Genomic DNA, 25272 nt, shown 5'->3' on the forward strand with positions numbered 1-25272 from the left:
TCTCGGGCTTTCCTCCGGGCGCTTCCCTTCGGTCTTGCGTTTCCGACTCTATCAGATCTTTTCTCGACCCGATTTCCTCGGTGCTTTCCAGGTTCCCGCTTTTGTTTCGCGGTTTCCTTTCCGGCGGTTCCGACTTTATCAGAAGTTCCGGGCCGGTCTGACCGGCCATTCATTTTCTGACTTAATCGGGGGCCTCTTTGGAATCAGAGATTCAAGAGGCTGACAGATACTAACCGCTGCCGACCGGACCTTGTCCAGTTCCAGGCAACTGTTCGAATCTACCTCCCCGCGCACTCCGTGTCAACGGCTTTTGTGGGGCGAAGAGGAGACTAGCAGCCCGGCGGGGCCATCCGCACATCAGGCGGCCGTCGGCACCGTGGCGCTGCGCTCGGCAGCCTCGACGTCACCTGTGTCCCCGGCCCGGGCGGCTCTGCCGCCGAGGACGTAGACGTACGTGAGGAAGGCCAGTTCGGCTGTGATGCCGATGGTGACGCGGGCCCATGTCGGTAGGCCGGACGGGGTGACGAAGCCTTCGATGGCGCCGGAGACGAAGAGGACGAGTGCGAGGCCGATCGCCATGCCGACCGCGGCTCGGCCCTCTTCTGCGAGGGCGGTACGCCGGGTGCGCGGGCCCGGGTCGATGACTGTCCAGCCCAGGCGAAGGCCGGTGCCGGCCGCGACGAAGACAGCGGTCAGCTCGAGCAGGCCATGGGGGAGGACGAGGCCGAGGAAGGTGTCGAGCCGGCCTGCCGAGGACATGAGGCCGGCTCCGACGCCGAGGTTGAGCATGTTCTGGAAGAGGATCCAGAGGACCGGCAGGCCCAGGAAGACCCCCAGGACGAGACACATCGCGGCGGCCTGGGCGTTGTTCGTCCAGACCTGGGCGGCGAAGGCCGCGGCCTGGTGGCTCGAGTAGTACGTCTCGTACAGGCCGCCGGGTCGGGTGAGCTCGCGCAGTTCGTCAGGGGCCGCTATGGAGGACTGGACTTCCGGGTGGGTACCGATCCACCAGCCCAGGAGCGCGGCGACGGCGGTGGAGAGGAGTGCCGTGGGCACCCACCAGTGCCGTGACCTGTAGACCGCGGCGGGAAAGCCCTGTGTGAGGAAGCGCGTCACGTCGCGCCATGAGGCGCGGCGGGTTCCTGTCACCGCGCTGCGCGCGCGTGCCACAAGTTGGGTGAGGCGGCCGGTGAGCTGCGGGTCGGGGGCGCTGGACTGGATCAGGGACAGGTGGGTGGCGGTGCGCTGGTAGAGGGTGACGAGTTCGTCGGTCTCGGCGCCGGTGAGGCTGCGCTGGCGACGCAGAAGCGCGTCGAGGCGGTCCCATTCGGCTCGGTGGGCGGAGACGAAGACGTCGAGGTCCATCGGTGTGCCTGCTCCTCGGCTGTTCGTCGGCGGCCGGTGATGGATGTCAGCTTGTCGTACTGCGGCGCGATGCGCCCTCAGCTTGGCAGACTGGCCGTTCTCGGGGGCAGGCCAGGGAAAGGACGACGGGCGTGAGTGAGCTGGTGACGGGTGAGGCCGTGGCGTTGGAGCTGCGGCCTGCCAGGCTGCCCAGCCGGGCGTTGGCCACGCTGCTGGACCTGACCGTGGCCTTCGTGGTCTACGTCGTCGTGAGCATCGCTCTGCTGGCGGCGACGGCGTCCCTGGACGAGGCGGCGCAGATCGCGCTGTCGATCGCCACGTTTCTGCTGGTGCTGGTCGGCGGGCCGATCGCGGTGGAGACGCTCAGTCATGGGCGGTCGCTCGGGAAGATGGCGTGCGGGTTGCGGGTGGTGCGGGACGACGGTGGGCCGATCCGGTTCCGGCACGCGCTGGTGCGTGGTGCGCTGGGTGTGGTGGAGATTCTGCTGACGATCGGGGTGGTGGCCTGTATCGCCTCGCTCGTGTCGGCGCGGGGGCGACGACTCGGCGATGTGTTCGCCGGCACGCTGGTGGTGCGAGAGCGGGTGCCTGTGTCACGGTCCGGGTTTCTGCCGCCGCCTCCGCCCTGGCTGGCGGGACGATTCCAGGCGCTCGATCTTTCGGCGGTGCCGGACGGGTTGTGGCTGGCGATCCGCCAGTACCTGGGTCGGATGAACCAGCTGGATCCGCAGGTCGGCTGGGCGATGGCCGAGCGGCTGGCCGGTGATCTCGCAGCGCGTACGGGGTCGCCGGTACCCCAGGGGGTGCCGTCGGCCGCCTATCTGACGGCGGTCGTGCAGGAGCGGCAGGTCCGCGAGGCGCGGCGGGCCTTCGGGAACGGTCCCCGGGCGGAGTGGCACGGGCCTGGGGGCAGGGACAGCGCGGGGGTCGGTACGCCGGGAACCTACGGGCCACCCACTCCCTACGGTCCGCCCGCGCCGTACGGGGCGCCCGCGCCGTACGGGGCGCCGGTGTCTTATGGGCCTGCGGGGGCTCCGTCGCCAGGTGTGGCTGCTGGGGGGCCGTTGTCGGACGAGGCGCGGCCCGTGGTGGCTGCGGAGGAGTCGCCAGCGGATCAGGCACGGGGGTCGGCCTCTGGGTTCGTGCCCCCGGCGTAACCCACGCCCCGTCGGGGGTGGGTTCAGTCGAATGTCGACGGGGGTGTTTCGAGGTCTTCCAGCTCGATGCCGGGGGCCGCGAGGACGATGTCCCCAGCCATGTGGATCATGTGCTGTTCCCCGGTGTCCAGGGCTGTGACCTGGTATTCGTCCACGGTCAGGGGGCCGTTGTCAGTGGCGTGTGCTTCTCTTCTCAGCAAGGCCCAGGACTGGTCCACGGTGCGGGGGGCGAGGACCGGATCGGTGAAGGCCACGAGGCGTACTCGGGTTGCCGGGGACGAGGGAGAGGGGTTGAGGCGAAGGAGTCGACTGGTGGCGATGAGGAACGCGGGGGATGTGCCGGTGAAGGCATGGGCGGGGACGTTGCCTTCTGTGGCCTGGGTACCGGTGGGGTCGGTGCGGACCCAGGTGACGCCGTCGAGGGCAGCACCGCGTACCTGCCAGCTGCTCGCGTGGAGTTCGAGGCGGAGGGGGCGGCCGAGGTCGTCGAGGGTGAGGTCGACGGAGCCGGTGTGATCGTCGCCGGTGGGGGTGGTCAGTTGGGAGACGTAGCGCCAGCCGGACGGGCCGGGGGCGCATTGGAAGTGCTCGTGTGCGAGGGGGGTGTGATCGTGCGGATCGTGGAGCGAATATCGGCCGCGGGGCATGGGGGTCCTGGGGTGTGACGGGCTGGTCCGGTTCGGTCCGGCCGTAGGCCGAAGGGGCAGGCCCCCGGCACGGGGGTGCGGGGGCCTGCCTCGGAGGACCTACCTGGTGCTGAGAAGCGCGTCAGTGCACGGACGCGCTTTCAGCGGGTGGAGCTGCGGACTCAGTAGCGGTAGTGGTCCGACTTGTAGGGACCCTCGACCTCGACACCGATGTACGCGGCCTGCTCCGGGCGGAGCGTCGTGAGCTTGACGCCGAGTGCGTCGAGGTGGAGGCGGGCGACCTTCTCGTCGAGGTGCTTGGGCAGCACGTAGACGTCGGTCGGGTACTCCTCGGGCTTGGTGAACAGCTCGATCTGGGCCAGCGTCTGGTCCGCGAAGGAGTTGGACATCACGAACGAGGGGTGGCCGGTGGCGTTGCCCAGGTTCAGCAGACGGCCCTCGGAGAGCACGATGAGGACCTTGCCGTCGGGGAACTTCCAGGTGTGGACCTGCGGCTTGACCTCGTCCTTGACGATGCCCGGGATCTTCGCCAGGCCGGCCATGTCGATCTCGTTGTCGAAGTGGCCGATGTTCCCGACGATCGCCTGGTGCTTCATCCGGGCCATGTCGGCGGCCATGATGATGTCCTTGTTGCCGGTCGTGGTGACGAAGATGTCGGCCGTCTCGACGACCTCGTCCAAGGTGGTGACCTGGTAGCCGTCCATCGCCGCCTGCAGCGCGCAGATCGGGTCGATCTCCGTGACGATCACCCGGGCGCCCTGCCCGCGCAGCGACTCCGCACAGCCCTTGCCGACGTCGCCGTAGCCGAAGACGACCGCCGTCTTGCCGCCGATGAGGACGTCGGTGGCGCGGTTGATGCCGTCGATCAGGGAGTGCCGGCAGCCGTACTTGTTGTCGAACTTCGACTTGGTGACCGCGTCGTTGACGTTGATCGCCGGGAACAGCAGGCTGCCGTCCCGGTGCATCTCATACAGGCGGTGGACACCCGTCGTGGTCTCCTCGGTGACACCGCGGATCTCCGAGGCGAGCTGGGTCCACTTCTGCGAGCCGTCGCTGATGGTCCGGCCGAGGAGTTCGAGGACGACGCGGTGCTCGTCGGACTCGGCGGTGTCCGCGGAGGGGACCTTGCCGGCCTTCTCGTACTCGACGCCCTTGTGGACGAGCATGGTGGCGTCGCCGCCGTCGTCCAGGATCATGTTGGGGCCGCCGGTGGGGGTGTTCGGCCAGGTCAGCGCCTGCTCCGTGCACCACCAGTACTCCTCCAGGCTCTCGCCCTTCCAGGCGAAGACCGGGACGCCCTGCGGGTCCTCGGGCGTCCCGTTCGGGCCCACCGCGATCGCCGCGGCCGCATGGTCCTGGGTGGAGAAGATGTTGCAGGACACCCAGCGGACCTCGGCGCCCAGCGCCACCAGGGTCTCGATCAGGACGGCCGTCTGCACCGTCATGTGCAGGGAGCCCATGATCCGGGCGCCGGCCAGCGGCTGGGTGGCGGCGAACTCCCTGCGGATGGACATCAGGCCGGGCATCTCGTGCTCGGCAAGGGTGATCTCCTTACGGCCGAAAACGGCCAGGGAGAGATCGGCGACCTTGAAGTCCTGTCGGTTGTCGACAGTCGTCATGGTGAGCTGCTCCTCGGGTTGGGTCGAGAGAGTGGGTACGGCTGGTCTGCGCGGCGGCGGACACAGGGGTGCCCGAGAAGGACACAGGCATGCCCTCGTGCGCGCAGCGCAGTCGTCGGAGGCCCTCTCTCCCTCGGACGGTCCGCACTGGGACCGCCCGACCGCCATCAGCAGCGACGTCTGGCTCCGTTCCAAGCTACACCGGAGTGGCGGGGCGGCCCCAGCCCACGTCCGATCGGATCGCGCCGAACACGGTCCGTGAGCGGGCGGAGGGAGCGGTGGAAGTAGAGGGGTGGAAGTAGAGGGGTGGAACGGCGGCAGGGCCCGCGGGGGGGGCGGGCCCTGTCGGGGTGGTGCGTGCGGGTCAGTGCTCGGCCGGGTGCTGGGAGGGGCCGCCGGGGGCCGCCTCGGGGTCGGGACCCTTGGCGGCCTCGGCCTCGCTGTAGATGTCGGGCTCGAGGTAGATGACGCGGGCGATGGGCACCGCCGTGCGGATGCGGGCCTCGGCGGCGTTGATGGCGGTGGCGACCCGGCCGGCGGTGTCGTCGTGCCGGACGGCGATCTTGGCGGCGACCAGCAGTTCCTCGGGGCCGAGGTGGAGGGTTCGCATGTGGATGACACGGGTGACGGTGTCGCCGTCGACGACAGCCGACTCGATCTTCCGGAGGTCTTCGCTGCCGGCGGCCTCGCCGAGCAGGAGGGACTTGGTCTCGGCGGCCAGGACCAGCGCGATGAGGACGAGCAGGATACCGATGCAGAGCGTGCCGATGCCGTCCCAGACGCCGTCGTCGGTGAGCAGCGCGAGGCCGACGCCGCCGAGAGCGAGGACCAGGCCGACGAGAGCGCCGAAGTCCTCCAGGAGGACGACCGGGAGCTCGGGGGCCTTGGCGCGGCGGATGAACTCCTTCCAGGAGTGCTCGCCCCGCAGGGGGTTGGACTCCTTGATGGCTGTGCGGAAGGAGAAGCCCTCGGCGATGATCGCGAAGACGAGGACCCCGACGGGCCAGTACCAGTGCTCGATCTGGTGCGGGTGCTTGATCTTCTCGTAGCCCTCGTAGATGGCGAACATGCCGCCGACCGAGAAGAGGACGATGGAGACGAGGAAGGCGTAGATGTAGCGCTCGCGGCCGTAGCCGAAGGGGTGCTGCGGGGTGGCCTCGCGCTGGGCCTTCTTGCCGCCGATGAGGAGCAGGGCCTGGTTGCCGGAGTCGGCGAGCGAGTGCACGCCCTCGGCGAGCATCGACGACGAGCCGCTGAACGCGAACGCCACGAACTTCGATGCCGCGATCGCGAGGTTGGCGCCGAGTGCCGCCACGATCGCCCTGGTGCCGCCTGACGCGCTCATGTGTTCGCGTTGTCCCTTCGCTTTCGTGCGTACGCCGTGCTGGGCGCGGCCCGTCTTCGGTTTTGCCCGTCCTTTGCCGGAGGCTCATTCTTGCAGCTCGGCCGACAGCGGTGCGTCAGGTCGTCGCGACCGGGGTCATACGACGACCGTGGCTCGGAAGACCGTACCCGCACCGGTCACTTCGGCCTTGTGCCCCGCGGGGACGAAGACAGACGTGCCCGGCGTCAGCGTGTACTCGCCCGCCCGGACGGTGCCGGCGGTGCACAGGAGGATCTGCGGGGTTCGGAGGGTGAGGTCGTGGGCGGGGGCGCCCGGCGAGAAGACGTAGCGCGACAGGCGGAACTCGTCGATGGGGGTGTCGTAGACCTCTTCGCCGTCCGGGGCGGCTTCGGGGCGCAGGACTCCGGGGTCCCCGGGCTCGAAGCGGACGATGCGCAGGAGTTCGGGGACGTCGACGTGCTTGGGGGTGAGGCCGCAGCGCAGGACGTTGTCGGAGTTGGCCATGATCTCGACGCCGAGGCCGTCGAGGTACGCGTGCGGGATGCCTGCGCCGAGGAACAGGGCCTCGCCGGGCTGGAGTCGGACGTGGTTGAGCAGCATGGCGGCGATGACGCCGGGGTCGCCGGGGTAGTGGTGGGCGATGCCGGCGTAGGGGGTGTAGTCGCCTCCGAGGCGGTCGCAGGCGGCGGCTGCCTGGGCGACGGTGTGGGCCATCTCCTCGCGGTCGGCGGTGAGGATCGCCGTGAGGACCTCGCGCAGGGCGGCTTCCTCCGGACGGGCGTGCAGGAGGTCGACGTACGGCTTGAGGGAGTCGACGCCGAGGCCGTCCAGGAGGTCGGCCGCGTGTGAGGGGGCGCGGAAGCCGCACAGGCCGTCGAACTCGGTGAGGGCGCAGATGAGTTCGGGCTTGTGGTTGGCGTCCTTGTAGTTGCGGTGCGGGGCGTCGACCGGGATGCCGCGGCGCTCCTCGTCCTCGTATCCCTCCTTGGCCTGTGCGAGGTCGGGGTGGACCTGGAGGGAGAGGGGGGCTCCGGCGGCGAGGATCTTGAGGAGGAACGGGAGGCGGGGGCCGAACTTGGTGACCGTCGCCGCGCCGAGTTCCCGTTGCGGGTCGGCGTCGATGACCTCGACGAGGGTGCCCCGGTCGGTGCGTGAGGGGGCGCCCGGGTGGGCGCCCATCCACATCTCGGCCAGCGGTTCGCCGGTCGGCTCGGTGCCGAGCAGGTGCGGGATCGCGGTCGGGGAACCCCAGGCGTAGGGGCGGACGGTGTTGTCGAGGCGGTCCATGCGGTTCTCTCTGCCTGCCGGTCTGCCGGTCTGCCGGTCCTCCCGCCAGCCGGTCCTCCGGCCAGCCGGGCTGCTGGTGTTCGGCCGTCTGCTGTCTGCCGTCCGCCGTGCCGCTTGTCGTCTGTCGGCTGCTGTCTGTCTGCTGCCGTCTCCGGGGGCGGTCGGGGGCGGGTCAGGCTCCTGAGGCGAGTGCCAGGTAGACGGCGGCGAAATCCGTGGTGGCGATCAGTTCGGCGAGGGTGATGAGTTCGTCCCCCGCTTCGGGCTCGAGTTCGCTGATCGGCGTGTCGTGGCTGAGGGCCAGGTCGCGGGCGGCCGGGGCGGCGGTGAGTCCGTCGATCGGGCGGTCGCGCAGCAGCACCACGCGTGCGTGCAGTGCGGGGGCTTCCTCTACGCGGTCGCGGAAGAAGTCGTCCGGGTCGGCGCTGGAGGCGAGGGGGCCGGCGAGGATCGCGTTGTGTTCGGCGAGACCCTCGGGGAGTTCGGCCACCAGGGCGGGGCGGCCGGCGAGTTCGGCGAGGGCGGCGGCGAAGCGGCGGCCCACGGGACCGGCCGAGGTGCCTTCGGTCCAGATCACCGGGAGGGAGTCCGCAAGCTCGGCGGCCAGGGTCTTCGCCGGGTTGCTGTAGGTCGCGACGGCGGGGCCGCAGCGTTCGGCGACCTTGTCGAGCCGGTCGGCGACGCGTTCGAGCTCCTCGGGCGGGGCGGAGAGCAGGGCGATGCGGTCGAGGAGGGCGAGGAGCGGGGTGAGGAGGGCCCAGAGGACATCGGGGGCGGAGGCCGCGGCCGGGACCCGCTCGTCGTGTTCGTACGGTGCGGTCGCGAGCGGTACGAACAGTCCGTGGGCGGCGACCGCCGCTTCGGTGAGCGGGGAGTCGGCGGGGGCCACGGCGGCGACGGTGCAGCCGCGGCGGTAAGCCTGTTCGGCGAGGAGGGAGAGGCCGGGTTCGCTGCCGTCGGGGGTGGCGATGAGGAGGAGGTCCACGGAGCCGGCCCAGCCGGGGAGTTCCCAGCGCAGGGCGCCTGCGGCGGGAGCGACGCCGGTGGGCGTCAGACGGATGACGGGGCAGGCGGCGCCGGCCAGTGTGCCGAGAAGGTCGGCGACGCAGGTGGCGGCGGCGCCGGGGCCCGCGATGAGGATCGCGCGAGGGCGGCCGTCCGGTTGGAGCGTGTGGACGCCGGCCTCGGCCGCGTGCCGGGCGGCGGTGCGGACTCGGGCGCCGGCTTCGGCCGCGCCGCGCAAAAGGGCTCGGCGGTCGGCCTCGGCGAGGGCATCCGGCGTGTCGAGCAGCGAGTCGTCGAGCATGTCGGCAGTCTCCGATCGCCAGGGGCGTCGTCGGTGTGCGGGGCCGGGGAGGGCGAGATGCAGCGAGGGGTCGCCCGGGTGGGTGGGGTGGTGCTGGTGCCGGGCGGGGCGCCGGGGCCGCTCGGGGCCTGGACGGCAGCGGGCCGGGCGGCGGTCGCGGGCCCGCTGTTACGCGGGGTGGCGGGCCTCGTCGACGAGGAGGACGGGGATGCCGTCGCGGACGGGGTATGCCAGGCCGCAGCCCTGGCCCGTGCAGATCAGCTCGGTGTCCTGCTCCTTGAGGGGGGCGTGGCAGGCGGGGCAGGCGAGGATCTCCAGGAGGCCGGCTTCGAGCGGCATGGGGTGTCCCTTCGGGGTGTGCGGATGTGCCTGGTCAGGGTACCGCTGGTGAGGTTGGGGCGGAGGGGTTGGGCGGGACTGGGCGGGAGGGTGGGAAGAGCGGCGGCAGGACGGGAGGGGCGCTCGCCGGGTGGCGCTGGTGGGGGGTGCGTCGGGGCGGACGCGGTGAGGGTCCGCCCCCGCCGTCTTCCTGGTGTGCCGGCTGGTGCGCCGGAGGGCTTCAGGCTCGGATGATGGCCAGTGCCTCGTCGCGGATCTTGGCCATCGTCGGTTCGTCACGGGCTTCCGCGTTGAGGCGGAGGAGGGGTTCCGTGTTGGAGGGTCGGACGTTGAACCACCAGTCGGCGGAGGAGACGGTCAGGCCGTCGAGTTCGTCCAGGGTGACGTCCTCGCGGTGGCCGTACGCCGCCCTGATCGCGGCGATGCGGTCGGCCTGGTCGGCGACCGTCGAGTTGATCTCCCCGGAGCCGGTGTAGCGGTCGTACTCCGCGACCAGGGAGGAGAGCGGGCTCTCCTGGCCGCCGAGGGCCGCGAGGACGTGGAGGGCGGCCAGCATGCCGGTGTCGGCGTTCCAGAAGTCCTTGAAGTAGTAGTGCGCGGAGTGCTCGCCACCGAAGATCGCGCCGGAGCGGGCCATCTCCGCCTTGATGAAGGAGTGGCCGACGCGGGTGCGGACGGGGGTGCCGCCGTTCTCCCTCACCACCTCCGGGACGGTCCAGGAGGTGATCAGGTTGTGGATGATCGTGCCCTTGCCGCCGTTGCGTGCCAGTTCGCGTGCGGCGACCAGGGCCGTGATCGCGGACGGGGGGACCGGCTCGCCCCGCTCGTCGACGGCGAAGCAGCGGTCGGCGTCGCCGTCGAAGGCGAGGCCGAGGTCCGCGGACTCCTCGCGGACGCGCCTTTGGAGGTCCACGAGGTTCGCCGGGTCCAGGGGGTTGGCCTCGTGGTTGGGGAAGGTGCCGTCCAGTTCGAAGTACATCGGGACGAGCGTCAGGGGCAGGCCGTCGAAGACCGTGGGGACGGTGTGGCCGCCCATGCCGTTGCCCGCGTCGACCACGACCTTCAGGGGGCGGATGGAGGTCAGGTCGACGAGTGCGCGCAGGTGCGCCGCGTAGTCCTTCAACGTGTCGGCCTTGGTTATGGTTCCCGGGGTCGGGGCCGGTGCGGGGGCCTCCGAGTCCATCCAGCGTTCCACCAGTTCACGGATCTCCGTCAGTCCCGTGTCCTGGCCGACCGGGGCTGCGCCCGCGCGGCACAGCTTGATGCCGTTGTAGCGGGCCGGGTTGTGCGAGGCCGTGAACATGGCGCCGGGCAGGTCGAGCGCGCCCGAGGCGTAGTACAGCTGGTCCGTGGAGCAGAGGCCGATCTGGGTGACGTGCACGCCGAGTGCCGACGCACCGCGCGCGAAGGCGCCGGTCAGGCCGGGCGAGGAAGGGCGCATGTCGTGGCCCACGACGATCGCCTCGGCGCCGGTCACGCGCGCGAAGGCCGCCCCGAACAGCTCGGCCAGCGACTCGTCCCACTGGTCCGGGACCACCCCGCGCACGTCGTACGCCTTCACGAGCTGTGACAGATCAGCAGCCACGGCCACCCTTCCTGAGGTCCTGTAGGTCACCACAAACTACCCGGGCCGGTTCACCGTCCGCGGTGGGGCCGCCGAGTGGACCCGCGGACGCAACCGTGCCGCCGTTCCGTGCCGCCGTCCGAGGTGGGGCCACCACTGCGGAGCCCTCCGGTCGCGCGCGGGGCTCTGCGGTGGCGATCCCGGCCGGGTGGACGAGCGGGCCGTCCGTCGGTACGACAGGTCGTCGGCCGACTCCTCGCGGTGGGTGCCGCGGCAACGACGCGCGTACCGCTTCGGGGGCACGCGCGTGTGCGGTACGGCGGTCGGAGCCGCAGGAACGCTCCAAGGCGGACCCGGTATCGGCCAGTTGCAGCGGAGGCGCGGGCGGAGGAGCGCGTGGAGGCCGCGAACTGGGCAAAGGCGCAGGCGATTCGGCACGCCAGGGCGGGAACTCGCGTTCTGCGCAGGCCTCGTCGGGAGGGACGGGACGTCTCCGGTCGCGGTTCGGTCGCACGGGAAGCGAGGTCCCGTTGCCGGACCGCGGGAAGTGGCCGTGTCCTCGACAACAGCGCGTCGATGAGCGGCGTCGGTCCGCACGGACGCGGGATGGGGACCGGGTCAGTTGTCCGGCGAGCGCAGCACCCGCAGGTGGCCGCGGCGCGCGACCTCCATCGGGTCCGCCGTGCGTCCGCCGCCGCCGGTCCCGGCCGCGCGTCCCTGCGGGCGGGCCGCCTCGCGGACGGCGTTGGCAAGCGCTTCCAGGTCGTCACCACTGGGGCGCGCGGGAGCCGAACTGTCGAGGAGCCGGACGACCTCCCAGCCACGCGGGGCGGTGAGGCGCTCGGAATGCTCGGCGCACAGGTCGTAGCAGTGGGGTTCGGCATAGGTGGCGAGCGGGCCGAGGACCGCGGTCGAGTCGGCGTAGACGTACGTCAGCGTCGCGACGGCGGGCCGGCCGCAGGCAGTTCGCGAACAGCGACGTACAGGGCTCACGATGTTGGACGGTACCGCACTCTTGAGCGGGCCGCGACGACTCTCCACCAGGTCACTCCACCGTGTCGGGTTGTGAAACGCCCCACGCGCCTCTCCAGTCATACCCCGCTGACCTGCGTGAACACCAGTGGTTAAACGCGGGAAGACAGCGGCTCGTGGTCACCACTCGACACAAACGGCATCAATTGCGATGAGTTCGCCAGTCTCGGAGAGGTACGGAATCGAGCCCAACCTTGGCTGGAATGGTCATCTCGCGACATGCGGGGTACGGCGGTCGGCGGTGGCCCGGTTGCCGTGTGGGGCCGGGCACCGGTCACGGCGGGGACTACGCTTCAGTAGTGATGGACAGCCCCGTACCGCCGCCCCCCGCCGCAGGCCCAGGACCCCGTCGTCGTGATCGCCACGGTCGGGGCATGCGGGGGCCTGTCGCGCCGCCGCAGGTTCCGTTGGCGGCCAGCCGCGCCGAGGTGTTCGCGGATCTCGTGCAGGACTCCGTCGAGCGGCTGGAGCGGCGGTGGCCGCAGCTCGCCGACATGGACTTCATGGTGCTGGAGGTACCGCGCCTGGACGCGACCCCGGAACCGTGGAACGACGAGGCGGTTCCGCTGGGCGGGACGATGCCCGCGCGTGAGGGACGTCGGGCGCGGGTCGTCGTCTACCGGCGGCCGGTCGAGATCCGCACCAAGGGGCGCGACGAGCGGGCCGCGTTGGTGCACGAGGTGGTCGTGGAGCAGGTCGCGGAGCTGCTGGGGCTGACGCCCGAGACGGTGGATCCGCGCTACGGCGAGGACTGAGGTCCCTTTTCCGCACCGCCGCCTCCCCGGCGTCCCTGCGTCCCTGCGTGCCTCTTACGGGGACCTCGGCAGCCCTTCCGGGTTACTTCTGCAGCACCGCGACGTCCTGGTCGGCCTCGGGTACGGCCACCGTGCCGCGGTCGTCGGGCAGGGTCTGGATCGTGAAGCCCGGGACGCCCTCCTCCGTGGCCGTCAGGGTGCGGGCGGCGTAGACCGGGGTGTCCGTGAGGGGTTCCACGGTCAGCGCGTAGGTGCCCTTCAGGCCGGCGGGGACGGGGAGTTCGACGTCCTGGGTGGTGCCGGCCCCGACCGTGTACGTCTTGGACACGGCTGTGCCGCCGCCGCTGCCGGCGGACGCGGTGACCTTGACCTTGGCGGTGCCCTTGGGTGCGGTCAGGGAGAGGGTGGCGCCCTTGGCGCTGTTTCCGGCGGCGGACGCGCGCGTGCCGACCGGGGCGGCGGCGCTGATGAACGCCGACTCCTGCTTGCTGCCCTTGCCGCGCAGGACCCGTACGGCCGCGACGACCGGCACCGACCGGCCCGTCGGCGTCAGGACCAGCGAGCCCGCCTCCCCGCGCGTGACGTCGCCCAGGTCGACCGAGGCCGTCATGCCTGCCTTGACGTGCAGCGTCTCGTGTCCGGCCGGGGTGATCAGGCCGGAGGGGGAAGCGAGTTGGACCTTCAGGTCCGCGTCCGCTTCACCCGGCGCGTAGGCGATGAGGCGGACGGCGGTGGCGTCCTTGGGGATGCCCGGGACGACCTGGGTGCCCGCCGGGTCGGTCGAGGCGGCCAGCCAGTCCCCGCCGAGCTTCTCGTCCACGGCCTGCACGGCGGCTCCCACACGGCCGCTGCGGACGTTCACGTGGACGGTGAGGTCCTCCTGCTTCTCGCCGGTGAGCGTGGACAGCAGGATCGGCTCGCTGGAGTGCGCCGGGATCGTGATGCCCTCCCCCACCGTGGTCGGGAGGGCGCCGTCCTTGCCGTAGAGCTCGATGTCGGCGACGGCGGCGGCGTCGTCCGGGTTGGTGAGGTGGACGTAGTCCGTGCGGTCGGCGACGGTGCTGACGCCGGGGAACCAGAACTCCGTGTCCGGCGCGGTGCAGGTGACGCCCTGGAGGCCGCGGCCGCTGCCGGCGGCGACCTCGGTGGTCTCCTGGACGGTCCAGCCGGGGGCGAACTTCCCCTCGGCGGTGCCCAGCAGTGCGGGCGCCTCGCCGCCGGTCGTGTCACCGACGGCCGGGGTTCCGGGCGCCTTGGGCGCGAGGACCGGCTTTGTCGCCTTCTTCTTGTCGCCTGTCTTGTCGGTCGCCTTGTCGCCTGTCTTGCCGGTCGCCTTGTCGCTCGCCTTGTCGGTCGGCTTGCCGCTCGTCCCGTCCGCCGACTCCTGCGTGGCCGCCACGAGTTGGGCCGTGCCGTCGCCGTCCGTGCCCTGGGTGACGGGCGTGAAGGACGTGTACGCCGTGTCGGCGAGGTCGGAGGTGCTGGGCGAGGGGCAGAGCAGGCTCGTGCGCTCCACGGGCAGTTCGGCGGCCGCTTTGGCGGTGTCCGGAGCTGACGCGTCGGGCTGGTTGAGCGTGGCGAACCCGGTGACCGCGGCGAGCGCGGCCGTGCCGGCGATCAGGGACAGGGTGGTGCGGTTCACTGCTGGCTCCCGTCGGGGCGCTCACTGCCGGTGCCGTGGGGGTGCCGGTCCGGGTCGTAGGCCGGGTCGTAGCCGCCCTGGCCGTAGGTCGCCGGGTCGTAGCCCTGCTGTTGGTAGGTCTGGTCGTACGGCGCCTGCTGTGCCTGGCCGTCGTACGGCGCCTGCTGTGCCTGGCCGTCGTAGGCGTACGAGTCGTACTGGCCTGCCTGGTAAGGGTCGTAGGCCTGCTGGTCGTATCCGCCCGCCGGGTACTGCTGGGCGCCCTGGTACTGCTCGCCCGCGTAACCGCCGTCCGCGTACCCCGTCTGCTCCCACTCCCCGTACGCCTGCTGCTGCGGAACCGCGACCGGGAACTCGTCGGGTGCGGGAGACGGGAACTCCCCGTCCTGGCCCGGATCTTCGGAGCCGGTCTCGGCCTCCGCCTCGGCCTGGGCGCGGAGGCGGCGGGCACGGCGGCCCTCGCCCTCGGTTGCCCGGTCCGGGACCGGCTCCTCCTCGGGAAGGTCGTCGTCGACGTCGCGGCGGCGGCCGGGAAGAGCGAGGACGACGAGGACGAGGACGAGGACGCCCTGCGCCCACAACCAGGCGGTGTGGGCGAACGGGTCGTCATAGGTGACGTCCAGTTTCCCGCCGGAGCCGGGGAGTTCGAAGCCCTGGGCCCAGCCGTCCACGGTGGTGGGGGCGAGGGGTTTGCCGTCGAGGGTGGCCGTCCAGCCGTCGGCGGCGGCGTCGGCCAGCCGCAGGACGCGGCTGCCGGAGCCGTCGGGGACGGTGGTGTGGATGGCGACCGGGCCCGCGGCGACGGGAGTTGCCTTGCCCGTGCCGGAACCGGCGACGAGGACCGCGCGGGAGACCTCCTGGTCGACCCGCCACAGGGCGCTGCCGTTCTGCTGGCTGAGCCGCTTCAGGCCGGGTGTGGCGTCCAGGACGCGGGTGACCTCGCGGGACGCGCCCTTGTGGACGAGGACGTAACCCACGGCGAACTTGCCGAGCTGGTCCGCCTGGTCGGCGCCGGAACCGGCGACGAGGTTGGCGACGATCTTGTCGAGCTGCTTGTTCCCACCGTCGGCCGCGGCGAGTTCGGCGTCGCCGAGGCGGGCGCCGGAGCCCCGCACCAGCATGTAGCCGACATGGGCGGCGGAGTCGCTGTCGAGGACGAGAGTGCGGGGCTGGTCACGGTTGCCGGCCTCCTCCGCGACGAAGGCGGGCACCTGTACGGGGTCGCGCCGCTCCAGGGGGCCGTCGGCGCCGCCGATCATCCAGCCGGCGGCGACGAGCAGCGGGCCGGCTGCCGAGGCGAAGGCGATGAGGGCGGCCACCGGCTGGCGCCAGCCGAAGCTCTGCTCGGCGACACGCGTGCGTGCCCCGTCGGCGCCGATGACGGCGGCGGCCAGGAGGGCGATGCCGTAGACGAGGGTGGCGGGCCCGGCCCAGGTGGAGCTGTTGGACAGCACCGCGAAGACGAGGCCGACGAGGGCGACCGCCCAGGCCGCCCAGACACCGAAGTGGCGTTGGGAGCGCAGCAGCGCGGCCAGCGCGGCCAGCACGATGCCGATGAGCATCAGGCCGTCGACGGTGCCGGGGCCGCCGGGGCTGGCGCCGAGCAGGTCGAGCGCGGTGGCGGTCGACGGGCCGTAGTCGAGGCCGGCCTGGGTGAAGAAGCCGAACGGCAGCAGGGACAGCGACCAGGGCGCGAGGATCAGCAGGGGCGTGCCCAGCTGGGCCAGGAAGCGCAGGCCGTAGGCGATGATCTCGCGGCGGCGCACGGCCAGGACCGCGAGGCCGAGGACGAGCGCGACGGGCCAGACGATCGGCGTGAACGCGGTCGCGATCGTCAGCAGCAGCGCGTACGCCCAGGTGGCGCGCCAGCTGCCGCGGGCGCCGGACGCGTGCGTGAGGCCGCTCGCGGCGACACCCGCGCGGGCGATGAGCGGCAGCAGGACGGCGAGGACCGCGGTGCCGACCCGGCCGCCGGCGAGAGCGCCGGTGGCGGCGGGCAGGAAGGCGTAGACGACGGCCGCCCAGGCACGCAGGAGGCGTGACCCGACGAGCGGGCGGGAGGCGAAGTAGGCGGTGACACCGGCCAGCGGCACCGAACAGACGAGCAGCACGGTGAGGGCGAGGCCGGTCGAGCCGAACAGCAGGGTGGCCAGCGTGGCGATGATCGCGAGGTAGGGCGGGGCGGACGGGGTGCCGCCCGTGCCGATCGGATGCCAGGCGTCGAGGTAGCGCGACCACAGCTCGGAGGCGTCGGCCGGGGCGGGCAGCAGGGCGCCGCCCGCGAGCGCGCCGCCGCCGAGGAGGTTGCGGCAGGCGACCAGGGAGACGAGCAGCAGGACCAGGAAGAGGACCGGGCCGGGCTTGCGGGCGATGCGCTTGAGCCGGGCGAACTGCTCGATCTCCAGGAAGTCGGCGTCGTCGCCGCCGGGTCCGGACTCGACGGCGCCGCCGTGCCGGCCCGCGCCGGAGGTGGCTTCGGGGTCGGAGGAGCCGAAGAAGTCGCCCGCGACCTGTTCGACGGTGGCCCGCACGGTCGCGCCGGGTGGCGGGAACAGGGGGCGCAGTTCGTCCTTGTCGACCGTCGGCTTCCCGCGCCTGCGCCGCCCGGCGATGATCCGTTCGGGCCGCAGCAGGGTGCCCAGCAGGCCGCGGATCTCGTCGACGGCCTGTCCGGGGACCTTGCCGACGAGGTAGGCGACGGTCCGCAGCAGGGTGCCGAGGACCAGGCGCACCAGGACCCAGGGCAGCAGGGCCGTGCGGCTGTTGACGAGGAGGGTGTAGACGGCGCCGGCCTTGTCGACCTTGTGCGGGGAGGCGCTGGTGCGGCCCGCGCAGTCGACGGTGCGGCGCTCGCGGGAGGCGGCCTCGGCGTGCCGGACGACGGCCTCGGGGGCGATGAGGACGCGGTGGCCGGCGGCCTGCGCGCGCCAGCACAGGTCGACGTCGTCGCGCATCAGGGGCAGGCGGCGGTCGAAGCCGCCGAGCTGGTCGAAGACGTCGCGGCGGATCAGCATGCCGGCGGTGGAGACGGACAGCACTGACCGGACGTGGTCGTGCTGGCCCTGGTCCTGTTCGCGGCGGTCCAGGCCGGTCCAGCGGCGGCCGGAGTGGGCGATGGTGACGCCGACCTCGAGGAGCTGGCGGCGGTCGTACCAGCCGCGGAGCTTGGGGCCGACGACGGCCACGTCGTCGCGGCCCAGTTCGAGTTCGTTGTCGACCACGCGCAGCAGTTCCGCCAGCGCGCCCGGTTCCGGGGCGCTGTCGTCGTGCAGCAGCCACAGCCACTGGACGGGCTCTCCGTGCGGGAGCTCCGGCAGGTCGTAGGCGTCGTCGCGCCACGTTCGCGTGACGGGGTCCCAGCCGCTGGGGCGCTTCAGGTACGGCAGTTCCTCGGGGGTGAGGACCGGTGCCGAGCGGTTGGCCTCCTCGACCGCCTGGCCGAACCCGGTGCGGCGGGCGAGGTGCAGGACACGGTCGTCGCCGAGGGCTTCGGTGACCAGGCGGGCGGAGTCGTCCGAGCTGCCGGTGTCGGCGGCCATGACGGACTGGACGGGGCGCTCCTGGCCTAGCAGCCCGGCGAGCGCGTCGGGCAGCCAGCGGGCACCGTCGTGGGAGACGATCACCGCGGTCACTACATGACGCGGGAACTCAGGTGTGGCAGCGCTGTCTTGATGGGCTGCCGTGTGGCTGTGCACGGACATCGAGGTACGGGCCCCGGTTCGGTGGACTGCGGTGGACGCCTGCGCCGTGTGGGGCGGCGGGGCGTCTCGGACGAGCGCCCACACTATCGGCTGAACCAGAAGGGGCGGCGCGCAGCGCCTCGATGAGGGGCGGCGGACGGGCGACGGGCGGGCGACGGCCCGCCGCCTGTGGACAACCCACGTGCGACGGGCCGTTCGGACCCCTGTTTCCGTGTACCGCGATACCGCGATGCCGCGATGCCCCTGCGCCTGTCGAAGCGGGCCGTTCTCAGACCGCCGCCTTCTTCAGCCGGCGGCGCTCCCGCTCGGACAGGCCGCCCCAGATGCCGAAGCGCTCATCGTTGGCCAGGGCGTACTCGAGGCATTCGGAGCGGACCTCACAAGCGAGGCAGACCTTCTTCGCCTCGCGGGTGGAGCCGCCCTTCTCGGGGAAGAAGGACTCGGGATCGGTCTGGGCGCACAGTGCGCGCTCCTGCCAGCCGAGTTCCTCGTCCGCGTCGTCGACGTCGACCAGCAGTTGCTGCACCAGCTCGGTCATGTGCGCCCCTCGCTCTGTCTTTCGCGTCCCCGTGACGTGGCCGTTACCGATTTCGGCTGAACGACACGAGTGAAATTACAAGTGTGCTGCTCCGGGCGAGTCAAGCCGAGATCTGCTATTGGGCCCCTTATTCACTCTGCGGAACCAAGGCCATGCAGTAAGTGTTCAAATCGGCATAAACCTCGACACGCAGATGGAGCCCCTGGAGGGCCACCGCCCCCGCACAGTGCTTGCACGGGGAAGACGCCCAAAGATGCGGTCCCGTTGCGGCACGCGCGCGGAAGCGAACCTGATCACAGTCGGATCACGGGATCGCCATGAGGCTTGCGCGCCCGGCATGTGCGCCATGTGTCCCGGTAGTGCCCTGCACAAACCTTTCACCTCGCAGAGGAACCGGATGAGGTGAACCAGGTCCCACATACCGGGCGTCGAGTTGACAGTGAAGGTGTGAACCGCTGTCCTTATGGGCATGCTCGCGAACTTGGCACTCACCTCGACCGGCTCCGCCGGGTCCCACGGTGCTGCCCGTGCTCGCTGTAGTTGTTGTCGTCGTTCCAGCTGTTGAGCCCAACGCGCTCCGGCTGCTCCTCCTGAGTCCACCGCGACTCGGCTGCTGTTTCCCTCCGGCCCACACCAGGGCGCCTCCGCTCCACCCGTGATCCGGGCGGACGGTACGCGACACCCGGCCGGCCCCCACTCCTTCCGCCTCTTCCGCCGAGGACACCGCACCCCATGAACAGCGACAGCGACCTCCAGATCGCGGGCGACATCCTCGAAGTCCCGCACCTCCTCCAGGCACCGCGCGAGCACCCGGCCACCGTCGCCGAGTTCGTCGGCCTGGCCCGCTCGATCGCCGCCGACCCGGCCCAGTGGGCGCACCTGGTCCGGTACGACGCGACGACCCGGTGGTACCACCGGCTGCGCACCGGCCCCGGCTACGAGGTGTGGCTGCTGTCCTGGGTGCCCGGACAGGGCAGCGGGCTGCACGACCACGGCCGCTCCTCCGGTGTGCTCACCGTCCTGGACGGCGAGCTGACCGAGCGCACGGAGCGCGGCAAGCGGGTGCTCGGGGCCGGGGTGCAGAGGGTCTTCGCGCCGGGGTACGTGCACGAGGTCGTCAACGACGCGCTGGAGCCGGCGGTGAGCCTGCACGTCTACTTCCCCGGGCTGACGGAGATGCCCATGCTCCCCGAGTCCCGGCTCCGGGCGGCCGCGGGCACCGGGGGGACCGAGGGAACCGGGGCGACCCCGATGGCCTGCACGGCGCTCGTGCCTTACGGACAGGTGGACGCCGTCAGCTCGTGAGCGGACGCCGTCGGCCCGTACGGGTGGACCGGTTTTCCACAGGCGGGTGGTTGTCCACAACCGGCCGACGGAGCATCGTCGCCGCCTGCGAGACTTGCTCCCATGCGCATTGTGGTTCTGGCAGGCGGCATCGGCGGTGCCCGGTTCCTGCGCGGTCTGAAGCAGGCCGTGCCGGACGCGGACATCACGGTCATCGGCAACACCGGCGACGACATCCACCTCTTCGGGCTGAAGGTCTGCCCGGACCTCGACACGGTGATGTACACGCTCGGCGGCGGTATCAACGAGGAGCAGGGCTGGGGGCGGGCCGACGAGACCTTCCACCTGAAGGAGGAGCTCGCGGCGTACGGCGCCGGACCGGGGTGGTTCGGGCTGGGCGACCGGGACTTCGCCACGCACATCGTGCGGACGCAGATGATCGGCGCCGGGTATCCGCTGAGCGCGGTGACCGAGGCACTGTGCGACCGGTGGAAGCCGGGGGTCCGGCTCATCCCGATGACCGACGACCGGGTGGAGACCCATGTCGCGGTCGAAATGGACGGTGAGCGCAAGGCCGTGCACTTCCAGGAGTACTGGGTGCGGCTGCGGGCGGCGGTGCCGGCGGAGGCGGTCGTGCCCGTCGGCGCCGAGCAGGCGAAGCCGGCGCCGGGGGTGCTGGAGGCCATCGCTGCGGCGGACGTGATCCTCTTCCCGCCGTCCAACCCGATCGTCTCGGTCGGCACGATCCTCGCCGTGCCGGGCATCCGCGAGGCGATCGCCGAGGCCGGGGTACCGGTGGTGGGCCTGTCCCCCATCGTCGGGGACGCGCCGGTGCGCGGCATGGCCGACAAGGTGCTCGCGGCGGTCGGCGTGGAGTCGACGGCCGCGGCGGTGGCCGAGCACTACGGCTCGGGTCTGCTGGACGGCTGGCTCGTCGACACCGTGGACGCGGGCACGGTGGAACGGGTGGAGACGGCCGGGATCCGCTGCCGGGCCGTCCCGCTGATGATGAGCGACCTCGACGCGACGGCGCGGATGGCCCGGGAGGCGCTGGCGCTGGCGGAGGAGGTGCGCGCGGTATGAGCGGATCCGGGTCCTTCGAGACCGGTTACCGGGTGTGGGCCGTGAGCGGGCTGCCCGAGGTGCGGACCGGGGACGACCTCGCGAAACTGATCGCGGCCGCCGAGCCGGACCTGGCCGACGGTGACGTACTGCTCGTCACCTCGAAGATCGTGTCCAAGGCGGAGGGGCGGATCGTCCGGGCGCGGGACCGGGAGGCCGCGATCGACGCCGAGACCGTACGGGTCGTGGCCCGGCGCGGGGCACTGCGGATCGTCGAGAACCGGCAGGGTCTTGTCATGGCCGCCGCTGGGGTCGATGCCTCCAACACCCCTGCGGGGACCGTGCTGTTGCTGCCGGAGGACCCGGACGCGTCGGCACGGGTGATCCGGGACGGGCTGCGGGACGCGCTCGGCGTCGAGGTGGGGGTCGTCGTCACCGACACCTTCGGGCGGCCCTGGCGCACCGGGCTCACGGACGTGGCGATCGGGGCCGCCGGGGTGCGGGTGCTGGACGATCTGCGCGGGGGTACGGACGCGCACGGCAATCCGCTGAGCGCGACGGTCGTCGCCACGGCGGACGAGCTGGCCGCCGCCGGGGACCTCGTGAAGGGGAAGGCCGCCGGGCTGCCCGTGGCCGTGGTGCGGGGACTGGCGCACCTCGTCGTGACCGAGGCCGGCGGGGGCGGAGAAGGCGACGAGGACGGGCCTGCCGGGAGCGCCGCCGGGGCGCGGGTCATGGTGCGCGGTGCGCGCGACGACATGTTCCGGCTCGGGACGTCCGAGGCGGTGCGGCTGGCGGTCACCCAGCGGCGGACCGTGCGGTCGTTCACGGACGAGCCGGTCGATCCCGGGGCGGTCCGGCGCGCGGTGGCGGCGGCCGTCACGGCTCCGGCGCCGCATCACACGACGCCGTGGCGGTTCGTGCTGCTGGAGTCGGCCGGGTCGAGGGTGCGGCTGCTGGACGCCATGCGGGACGCGTGGATCGCGGATCTGCGGCGCGACGGGAAGTCCGAGGAGTCCATCGCCAAGCGGGTACGGCGGGGGGACGTCCTGCGCGACGCGCCCTATCTGGTGGTGCCGTGTCTGGTGATGGACGGGTCGCACACGTACGGTGACGCGCGGCGGGACGCGGCCGAGCGGGAGATGTTCGTGGTCGCGGCCGGGGCCGGCGTCCAGAACTTCCTGGTCGCGCTGGCCGGGGAGCGACTGGGGTCCGCGTGGGTGTCGTCCACGATGTTCTGCCGGGACGTGGTGCGGGAAGTGCTGGGGCTGCCGGAGGGCTGGGACCCGATGGGAGCGGTGGCGGTCGGACACGCGGCGGAGGAGCCCCGGGCCCGGGGTGAGCGGGAGGTACGGGACTTCGTAGAGGTGCGGTGAGACGCGCGTGCGCGGCGCGATGGTGCGTGACGTGCGGTGACGTGCGGTGACGTGCGCGTGCGGCGCGATAGGGGCGTGACGTGCGGTGCGCGGTGTGCTGCATACGCGGTGTGCTGCACATGCCCGCGGTGATGTGCGGGCGATGCGCTGCACACGTCTGCGGTGATGTGCGCGGGCCTGCGGTTGGGTGCACCGAGCGGTGACCTGTGCTCGTGGCTGAGCCTGGGCCTGGGCCGGTGGCTGAGCGTGTGCCGGTGGCTGGGCGCGTGCTCGTGGCTGGGTCTGAGCCCGCGCCCGTCCTGGGTCTGTGCTCGTGGCTGGGTCTGAGCCCGCGCCCGTCCCGGGACTGGGCTCGTGGCTGGGTCTGAGCCCGCGCCCGCCCCGGGACTGGGCTCGTGGCTGGGTCTGAGCCCGCGCCCGCCCCGGGACTGGGCTCGTCGCTGGGTCTGTGCTCGTCGCTGGGTCTGAGCCCGCGCCCGTCCCGGGACTGGGCTCGTCGCTGGGTCTGAGCCCGCGCCCGCCCCGGGACTGGGCTCGTCGCTGGGTCTGTGCTCGTCGCTGGGTCTGAGCCCGCGCCCGTCCCGGGACTGGGCTCGTCGCTGGGTCTGAGCCCGCGCCCGCCGCTGGGTTTACGCTCGTCGCTGGGTCTGTGCTTGTGTGCGCCTACTCTCGTAGCAGCCCTTTGACTCTCGCGGCTCTCCTGCGACTCTCGTGGCAGCTCGTTTCCTCTACCGGGATTTCATTCGTGTCAGGACGGTTCTCTCCCCGGCCCACCCGTACGTCCGTGCGCGGCGGCCATGTCGGTGTGCCCGTCGGTGTGCCGCGGCAGGCCTCGGCGGCGGGGCGGGTGCGGGACTGGGTGCCCGAGGGGCCGCTCGATCTCGGGCTGGTACTCGGACCGCTCAGGCGAGGGCCCGGTGACCCGACGTTCCGCGCGACACCCGACGGGTCCGTGTGGCGGGCCAGTCTCACCCCCGCCGGGCCGGGGACGCTGCGCGTCACCTCGGCCGGCGACGCGGTGCGCGGGGAGGCGTGGGGGCCGGGCGCGGAGTGGCTGCTGGAGCAGTTGCCGCAGTTGCTCGGGGCCGCGGACACGCCGGAGGCGTTCGTGCCCCGGCATCGCGTCGTGGCGACGGCCAGGCATCGGCGGCCGGGGCTCAGACTGACGCGGACCGGGCTGGTGCTGGAGTCGTTGATCCCTTCCGTGCTGGAGCAGAAGGTCACCACCGACGAGGCGTATCGGGCGTGGCGCCTGTTGGTGCGCAAGTTCGGGGAGCCGGCGCCGGGACCTGCGGCGGACGGACGCTTGTGGGTGATGCCGGCGCCGCGTACCTGGGCGCTGATTCCGTCCTGGGAGTGGCATCGGGCGGGGGTCGACAACAAGCGGGCGTCGACGATCCTGCGCGCCGTTCGAGTGGCCGCCCGGTTGGAGGAGGCGATGCGGATGGCTCCGGCCGAGGCGCAGGCCCGGTTGGAGGTCGTGTCCGGGATCGGGCCGTGGACGTCCGCGGAGACCGTGCAGCGCAGTCATGGGGCGGCGGACGCCGTGACCGTGGGGGATCTGCATCTGCCGGGGATCGTGGGGTGGGCGCTGGCCGGGGACCGGGAAGCCGACGACTCCCTCATGCTGGAGTTGCTGGAGCCGTATGCGGGGCAGCGGCATCGGGCGGCTCGGCTGATCCTCTTGAGCGGGCGGGTGCCGGCTCGGCGGGCGCCGCGGATGTACCGGGGGGACATCGGGAAGTTGTGAGGGGCGGCCGCTCCGAGAGGGCTGGGCACGGGGGTTACGCCCCCGCCGCCCCTACCCGTTCCCATCCTCGTCAGAGGCTCGGCCCCCTTGACCCCCGATCGGCCTGAGCGGGCTCGTCCTCGAACGCCGGACAGGCTGTCAGGCTGTCAGGCTGTCAGGCTGTCAGGCTGTCAGGCTGTCAGGCTGTCAGGCTACTGATCCGACGAGAAGCGGACCGCGGCCGCCGGGATTCTCGCGTCGCACCACACCCTCGCGCCCTCACGGAGTTCGTTGTCGGGGCCGACGATCGCGCCGTCGCCGATGACCGTTCCGGTGAGCACGGAGCGTTCACCCACCCGCGCCCGGGTGCCGATGAGGGAGTCGGTGATGACGGCGCCGGATTCGATGACGGCGCCGGGGAGGATCGTCGAGCCGAAGACCCTCGCGCCCTCCGCGACGAACGCGCCCTCGCCCACCACCGTGCCGCCTGTCAGCTTCGCGTCGGGCGCGACCCGGGCCGTCGGAAGGACCAGGCGGTCGCCGCAGCGGCCGGGGACCGCGGGGGACGGTGCCCTGCCGAGGACCAGGTCGGCCGAGCCCCGGACGAAGGCCGCCGGGGTGCCCAGGTCCAGCCAGTACGTCGAGTCGACCATGCCCTGGAGGTGGGCTCCGGCCGAGAGGAGGTCGGGGAACGTCTCGCGCTCCACCGACACCGGGCGGCTCTGCGGGATCGTGTCGATGACCGAGCGGCGGAAGACGTACGCCCCCGCGTTGATCTGGTCGGTGACGATCTCCTCGGGTGTCTGCGGCTTCTCCAGGAACGCCAGGACCCTGCCCGTCCCGTCCGTGGGGACCAGTCCGTAGGCTCTCGGGTCCGTCACCTTCGTCAGGTGCAGGGAGACGTCCGCCCGCGTCGCCTCGTGGGTGGCCACCAGCCTTCCGATGTCCAGGCCGGTGAGGATGTCACCGTTGAAGACCAGGACCGGGTCGTCGGGGCCCGAGTGCAGACGGGACGCCACGTTGCGGATCGCGCCGCCCGTGCCGAGGGGTTCTTCCTCCGTCACGTACTCGATGTGCAGACCCAGTGCCGAGCCGTCGCCGAAGTACGGTTCGAAGACCTCCGCCAGATAGCTCGTCGCGAGGACGATGTGGTCCACGCCCGCGGCTCTCGCCCGCGCCAGTTGATGCGTGAGGAACGGTACCCCCGCCGCCCTGACCATGGGTTTGGGCGTGTGCACCGTGAGCGGGCGCAGCCGGGTGCCCTTGCCGCCGACCAGGAGGATCGCTTCTGTCACCGTCGTCTCTGCTTCCTGCCGGGACCGGCCGAACTGTCATTCGACCGGCCAGTGTATGCAGACCGTTGTGTGGCGACTTCCAGGCCGTTGGTGTTCCGTCCCATTCCCATTCCCAGTCCCGGTCCCGGTCTCAGTCCCAGTCCCAGGAGACTGCCCCCCGACGGCTGCTGAATGTGCCCCCATCCGGATGTGGGCTCCGGCCGTCCGGGACAGCTCCGGCCCCCGGGGC

20 protein-coding genes are annotated in these 25272 nt (G+C 72.0%); 7 read left to right on the top strand and 13 right to left on the bottom strand.

Annotated elements, in window-relative coordinates:
• Positions 1–223 (top strand): hypothetical protein (locus ACFWBB_RS38690; RefSeq protein ID WP_385282743.1); only part of this gene is annotated, 223 nt, incomplete at its 5' end.
• 134 nt (positions 224–357) lie between these two features.
• Here ACFWBB_RS38690 and ACFWBB_RS38695 read toward each other — a convergent pair.
• Positions 358–1365 carry a stage II sporulation protein M gene (locus ACFWBB_RS38695; protein ID WP_385282746.1) on the bottom strand — a complete coding sequence of 336 codons (1008 nt, stop codon included), beginning with the start codon at positions 1363–1365 and terminating at the stop codon, positions 358–360.
• A gap of 131 nt (positions 1366–1496) precedes the next feature.
• Between ACFWBB_RS38695 and ACFWBB_RS38700 the strand changes: the two genes are divergently transcribed.
• Positions 1497–2522 (top strand): RDD family protein, encoded by a 1026-nt coding sequence (locus tag ACFWBB_RS38700; RefSeq protein ID WP_385282749.1) that lies wholly within the window; start codon positions 1497–1499, stop codon positions 2520–2522.
• 23 nt (positions 2523–2545) lie between these two features.
• Here the strand turns inward: ACFWBB_RS38700 and ACFWBB_RS38705 are convergent, their stop codons facing one another.
• The 8 genes from ACFWBB_RS38705 to ACFWBB_RS38740 all read right to left on the bottom strand — a co-directional run bounded on the left by ACFWBB_RS38705 (position 2546) and on the right by ACFWBB_RS38740 (position 11670).
• Positions 2546–3169 (bottom strand): hypothetical protein, encoded by a 624-nt coding sequence (locus ACFWBB_RS38705; protein ID WP_385282751.1) that lies wholly within the window; start codon positions 3167–3169, stop codon positions 2546–2548.
• A 161-nt stretch (positions 3170–3330) separates the two neighbouring features.
• Positions 3331–4788: an adenosylhomocysteinase gene (gene ahcY / locus ACFWBB_RS38710; protein ID WP_385282754.1), complete on the bottom strand. Its 1458-nt coding sequence runs from the start codon at positions 4786–4788 to the stop codon at positions 3331–3333.
• A gap of 364 nt (positions 4789–5152) precedes the next feature.
• Entirely contained in the window at positions 5153–6133 is a 981-nt protein-coding gene (locus ACFWBB_RS38715) for a cation diffusion facilitator family transporter (protein ID WP_385282757.1), read from the bottom strand.
• Between the two features lie 135 nt (positions 6134–6268).
• Complete coding sequence (gene manA, locus ACFWBB_RS38720) at positions 6269–7420, bottom strand: mannose-6-phosphate isomerase, class I (RefSeq protein ID WP_385282760.1); 1152 nt, start codon at positions 7418–7420, stop codon at positions 6269–6271.
• Positions 7421–7592: 172 nt separating this feature from the next.
• Positions 7593–8726 (bottom strand): SIS domain-containing protein, encoded by a 1134-nt coding sequence (locus ACFWBB_RS38725; RefSeq protein ID WP_385282763.1) that lies wholly within the window; start codon positions 8724–8726, stop codon positions 7593–7595.
• A gap of 168 nt (positions 8727–8894) precedes the next feature.
• Positions 8895–9065, bottom strand: a complete 171-nt coding sequence (locus ACFWBB_RS38730) for a Trm112 family protein (RefSeq protein WP_307628530.1) — start codon at positions 9063–9065, stop codon at positions 8895–8897.
• 220 nt (positions 9066–9285) lie between these two features.
• Positions 9286–10650, bottom strand: a complete 1365-nt coding sequence (locus ACFWBB_RS38735) for a phosphomannomutase/phosphoglucomutase (RefSeq protein WP_385282767.1) — start codon at positions 10648–10650, stop codon at positions 9286–9288.
• A 597-nt stretch (positions 10651–11247) separates the two neighbouring features.
• On the bottom strand, positions 11248–11670 hold the full coding sequence (locus tag ACFWBB_RS38740; protein ID WP_385282770.1) for a DUF3499 domain-containing protein: 423 nt from the start codon (positions 11668–11670) through the stop codon (positions 11248–11250).
• Positions 11671–11963: 293 nt separating this feature from the next.
• Here ACFWBB_RS38740 and ACFWBB_RS38745 point away from each other — a divergent pair, with 293 nt between their 5' ends.
• On the top strand, positions 11964–12416 hold the full coding sequence (locus tag ACFWBB_RS38745; protein ID WP_385282796.1) for a metallopeptidase family protein: 453 nt from the start codon (positions 11964–11966) through the stop codon (positions 12414–12416).
• Positions 12417–12498: 82 nt separating this feature from the next.
• Here the strand turns inward: ACFWBB_RS38745 and ACFWBB_RS38750 are convergent, their stop codons facing one another.
• The 3 genes from ACFWBB_RS38750 to ACFWBB_RS38760 form a co-directional block, all read right to left on the bottom strand.
• On the bottom strand, positions 12499–14058 hold the full coding sequence (locus ACFWBB_RS38750) for a DUF5719 family protein (RefSeq protein WP_385282773.1): 1560 nt from the start codon (positions 14056–14058) through the stop codon (positions 12499–12501).
• A complete protein-coding gene (locus tag ACFWBB_RS38755; RefSeq protein WP_385282776.1) occupies positions 14055–17759 on the bottom strand; it encodes a glycosyltransferase in 3705 nt (1234 codons plus the stop codon). The genes ACFWBB_RS38750 and ACFWBB_RS38755 overlap by 4 nt, the downstream gene beginning before the upstream one ends.
• A 268-nt stretch (positions 17760–18027) precedes the next feature.
• A complete protein-coding gene (locus ACFWBB_RS38760) occupies positions 18028–18297 on the bottom strand; it encodes a WhiB family transcriptional regulator (RefSeq protein ID WP_020128551.1) in 270 nt (89 codons plus the stop codon).
• 732 nt (positions 18298–19029) lie between these two features.
• On the opposite strand from ACFWBB_RS38760, the gene ACFWBB_RS38765 reads away from it, so the two are divergent.
• From ACFWBB_RS38765 to ACFWBB_RS38780, 4 genes are all read left to right on the top strand, one after another.
• Positions 19030–19602 carry a cysteine dioxygenase gene (locus tag ACFWBB_RS38765; RefSeq protein WP_385282781.1) on the top strand — a complete coding sequence of 191 codons (573 nt, stop codon included), beginning with the start codon at positions 19030–19032 and terminating at the stop codon, positions 19600–19602.
• A gap of 102 nt (positions 19603–19704) precedes the next feature.
• Complete coding sequence (gene cofD, locus ACFWBB_RS38770; RefSeq protein WP_385282784.1) at positions 19705–20664, top strand: 2-phospho-L-lactate transferase; 960 nt, start codon at positions 19705–19707, stop codon at positions 20662–20664.
• Entirely contained in the window at positions 20661–22019 is a 1359-nt protein-coding gene (locus ACFWBB_RS38775; protein WP_385282787.1) for a coenzyme F420-0:L-glutamate ligase, read from the top strand. Before cofD ends, ACFWBB_RS38775 begins: the two co-directional genes overlap by 4 nt.
• Before the next feature lie 745 nt (positions 22020–22764).
• A complete protein-coding gene (locus tag ACFWBB_RS38780; protein ID WP_385282790.1) occupies positions 22765–23769 on the top strand; it encodes a DNA-3-methyladenine glycosylase family protein in 1005 nt (334 codons plus the stop codon).
• A gap of 191 nt (positions 23770–23960) precedes the next feature.
• Here ACFWBB_RS38780 and ACFWBB_RS38785 read toward each other — a convergent pair whose 3' ends face one another.
• Positions 23961–25043 (bottom strand): sugar phosphate nucleotidyltransferase, encoded by a 1083-nt coding sequence (locus tag ACFWBB_RS38785; protein WP_385282793.1) that lies wholly within the window; start codon positions 25041–25043, stop codon positions 23961–23963.
• Positions 25044–25272 lie beyond the last annotated feature (229 nt).

Origin of the sequence: Streptomyces sp. NPDC060000 (assembly GCF_042737375.1) — a bacterium.
GTDB lineage: Bacteria > Actinomycetota > Actinomycetes > Streptomycetales > Streptomycetaceae > Streptomyces.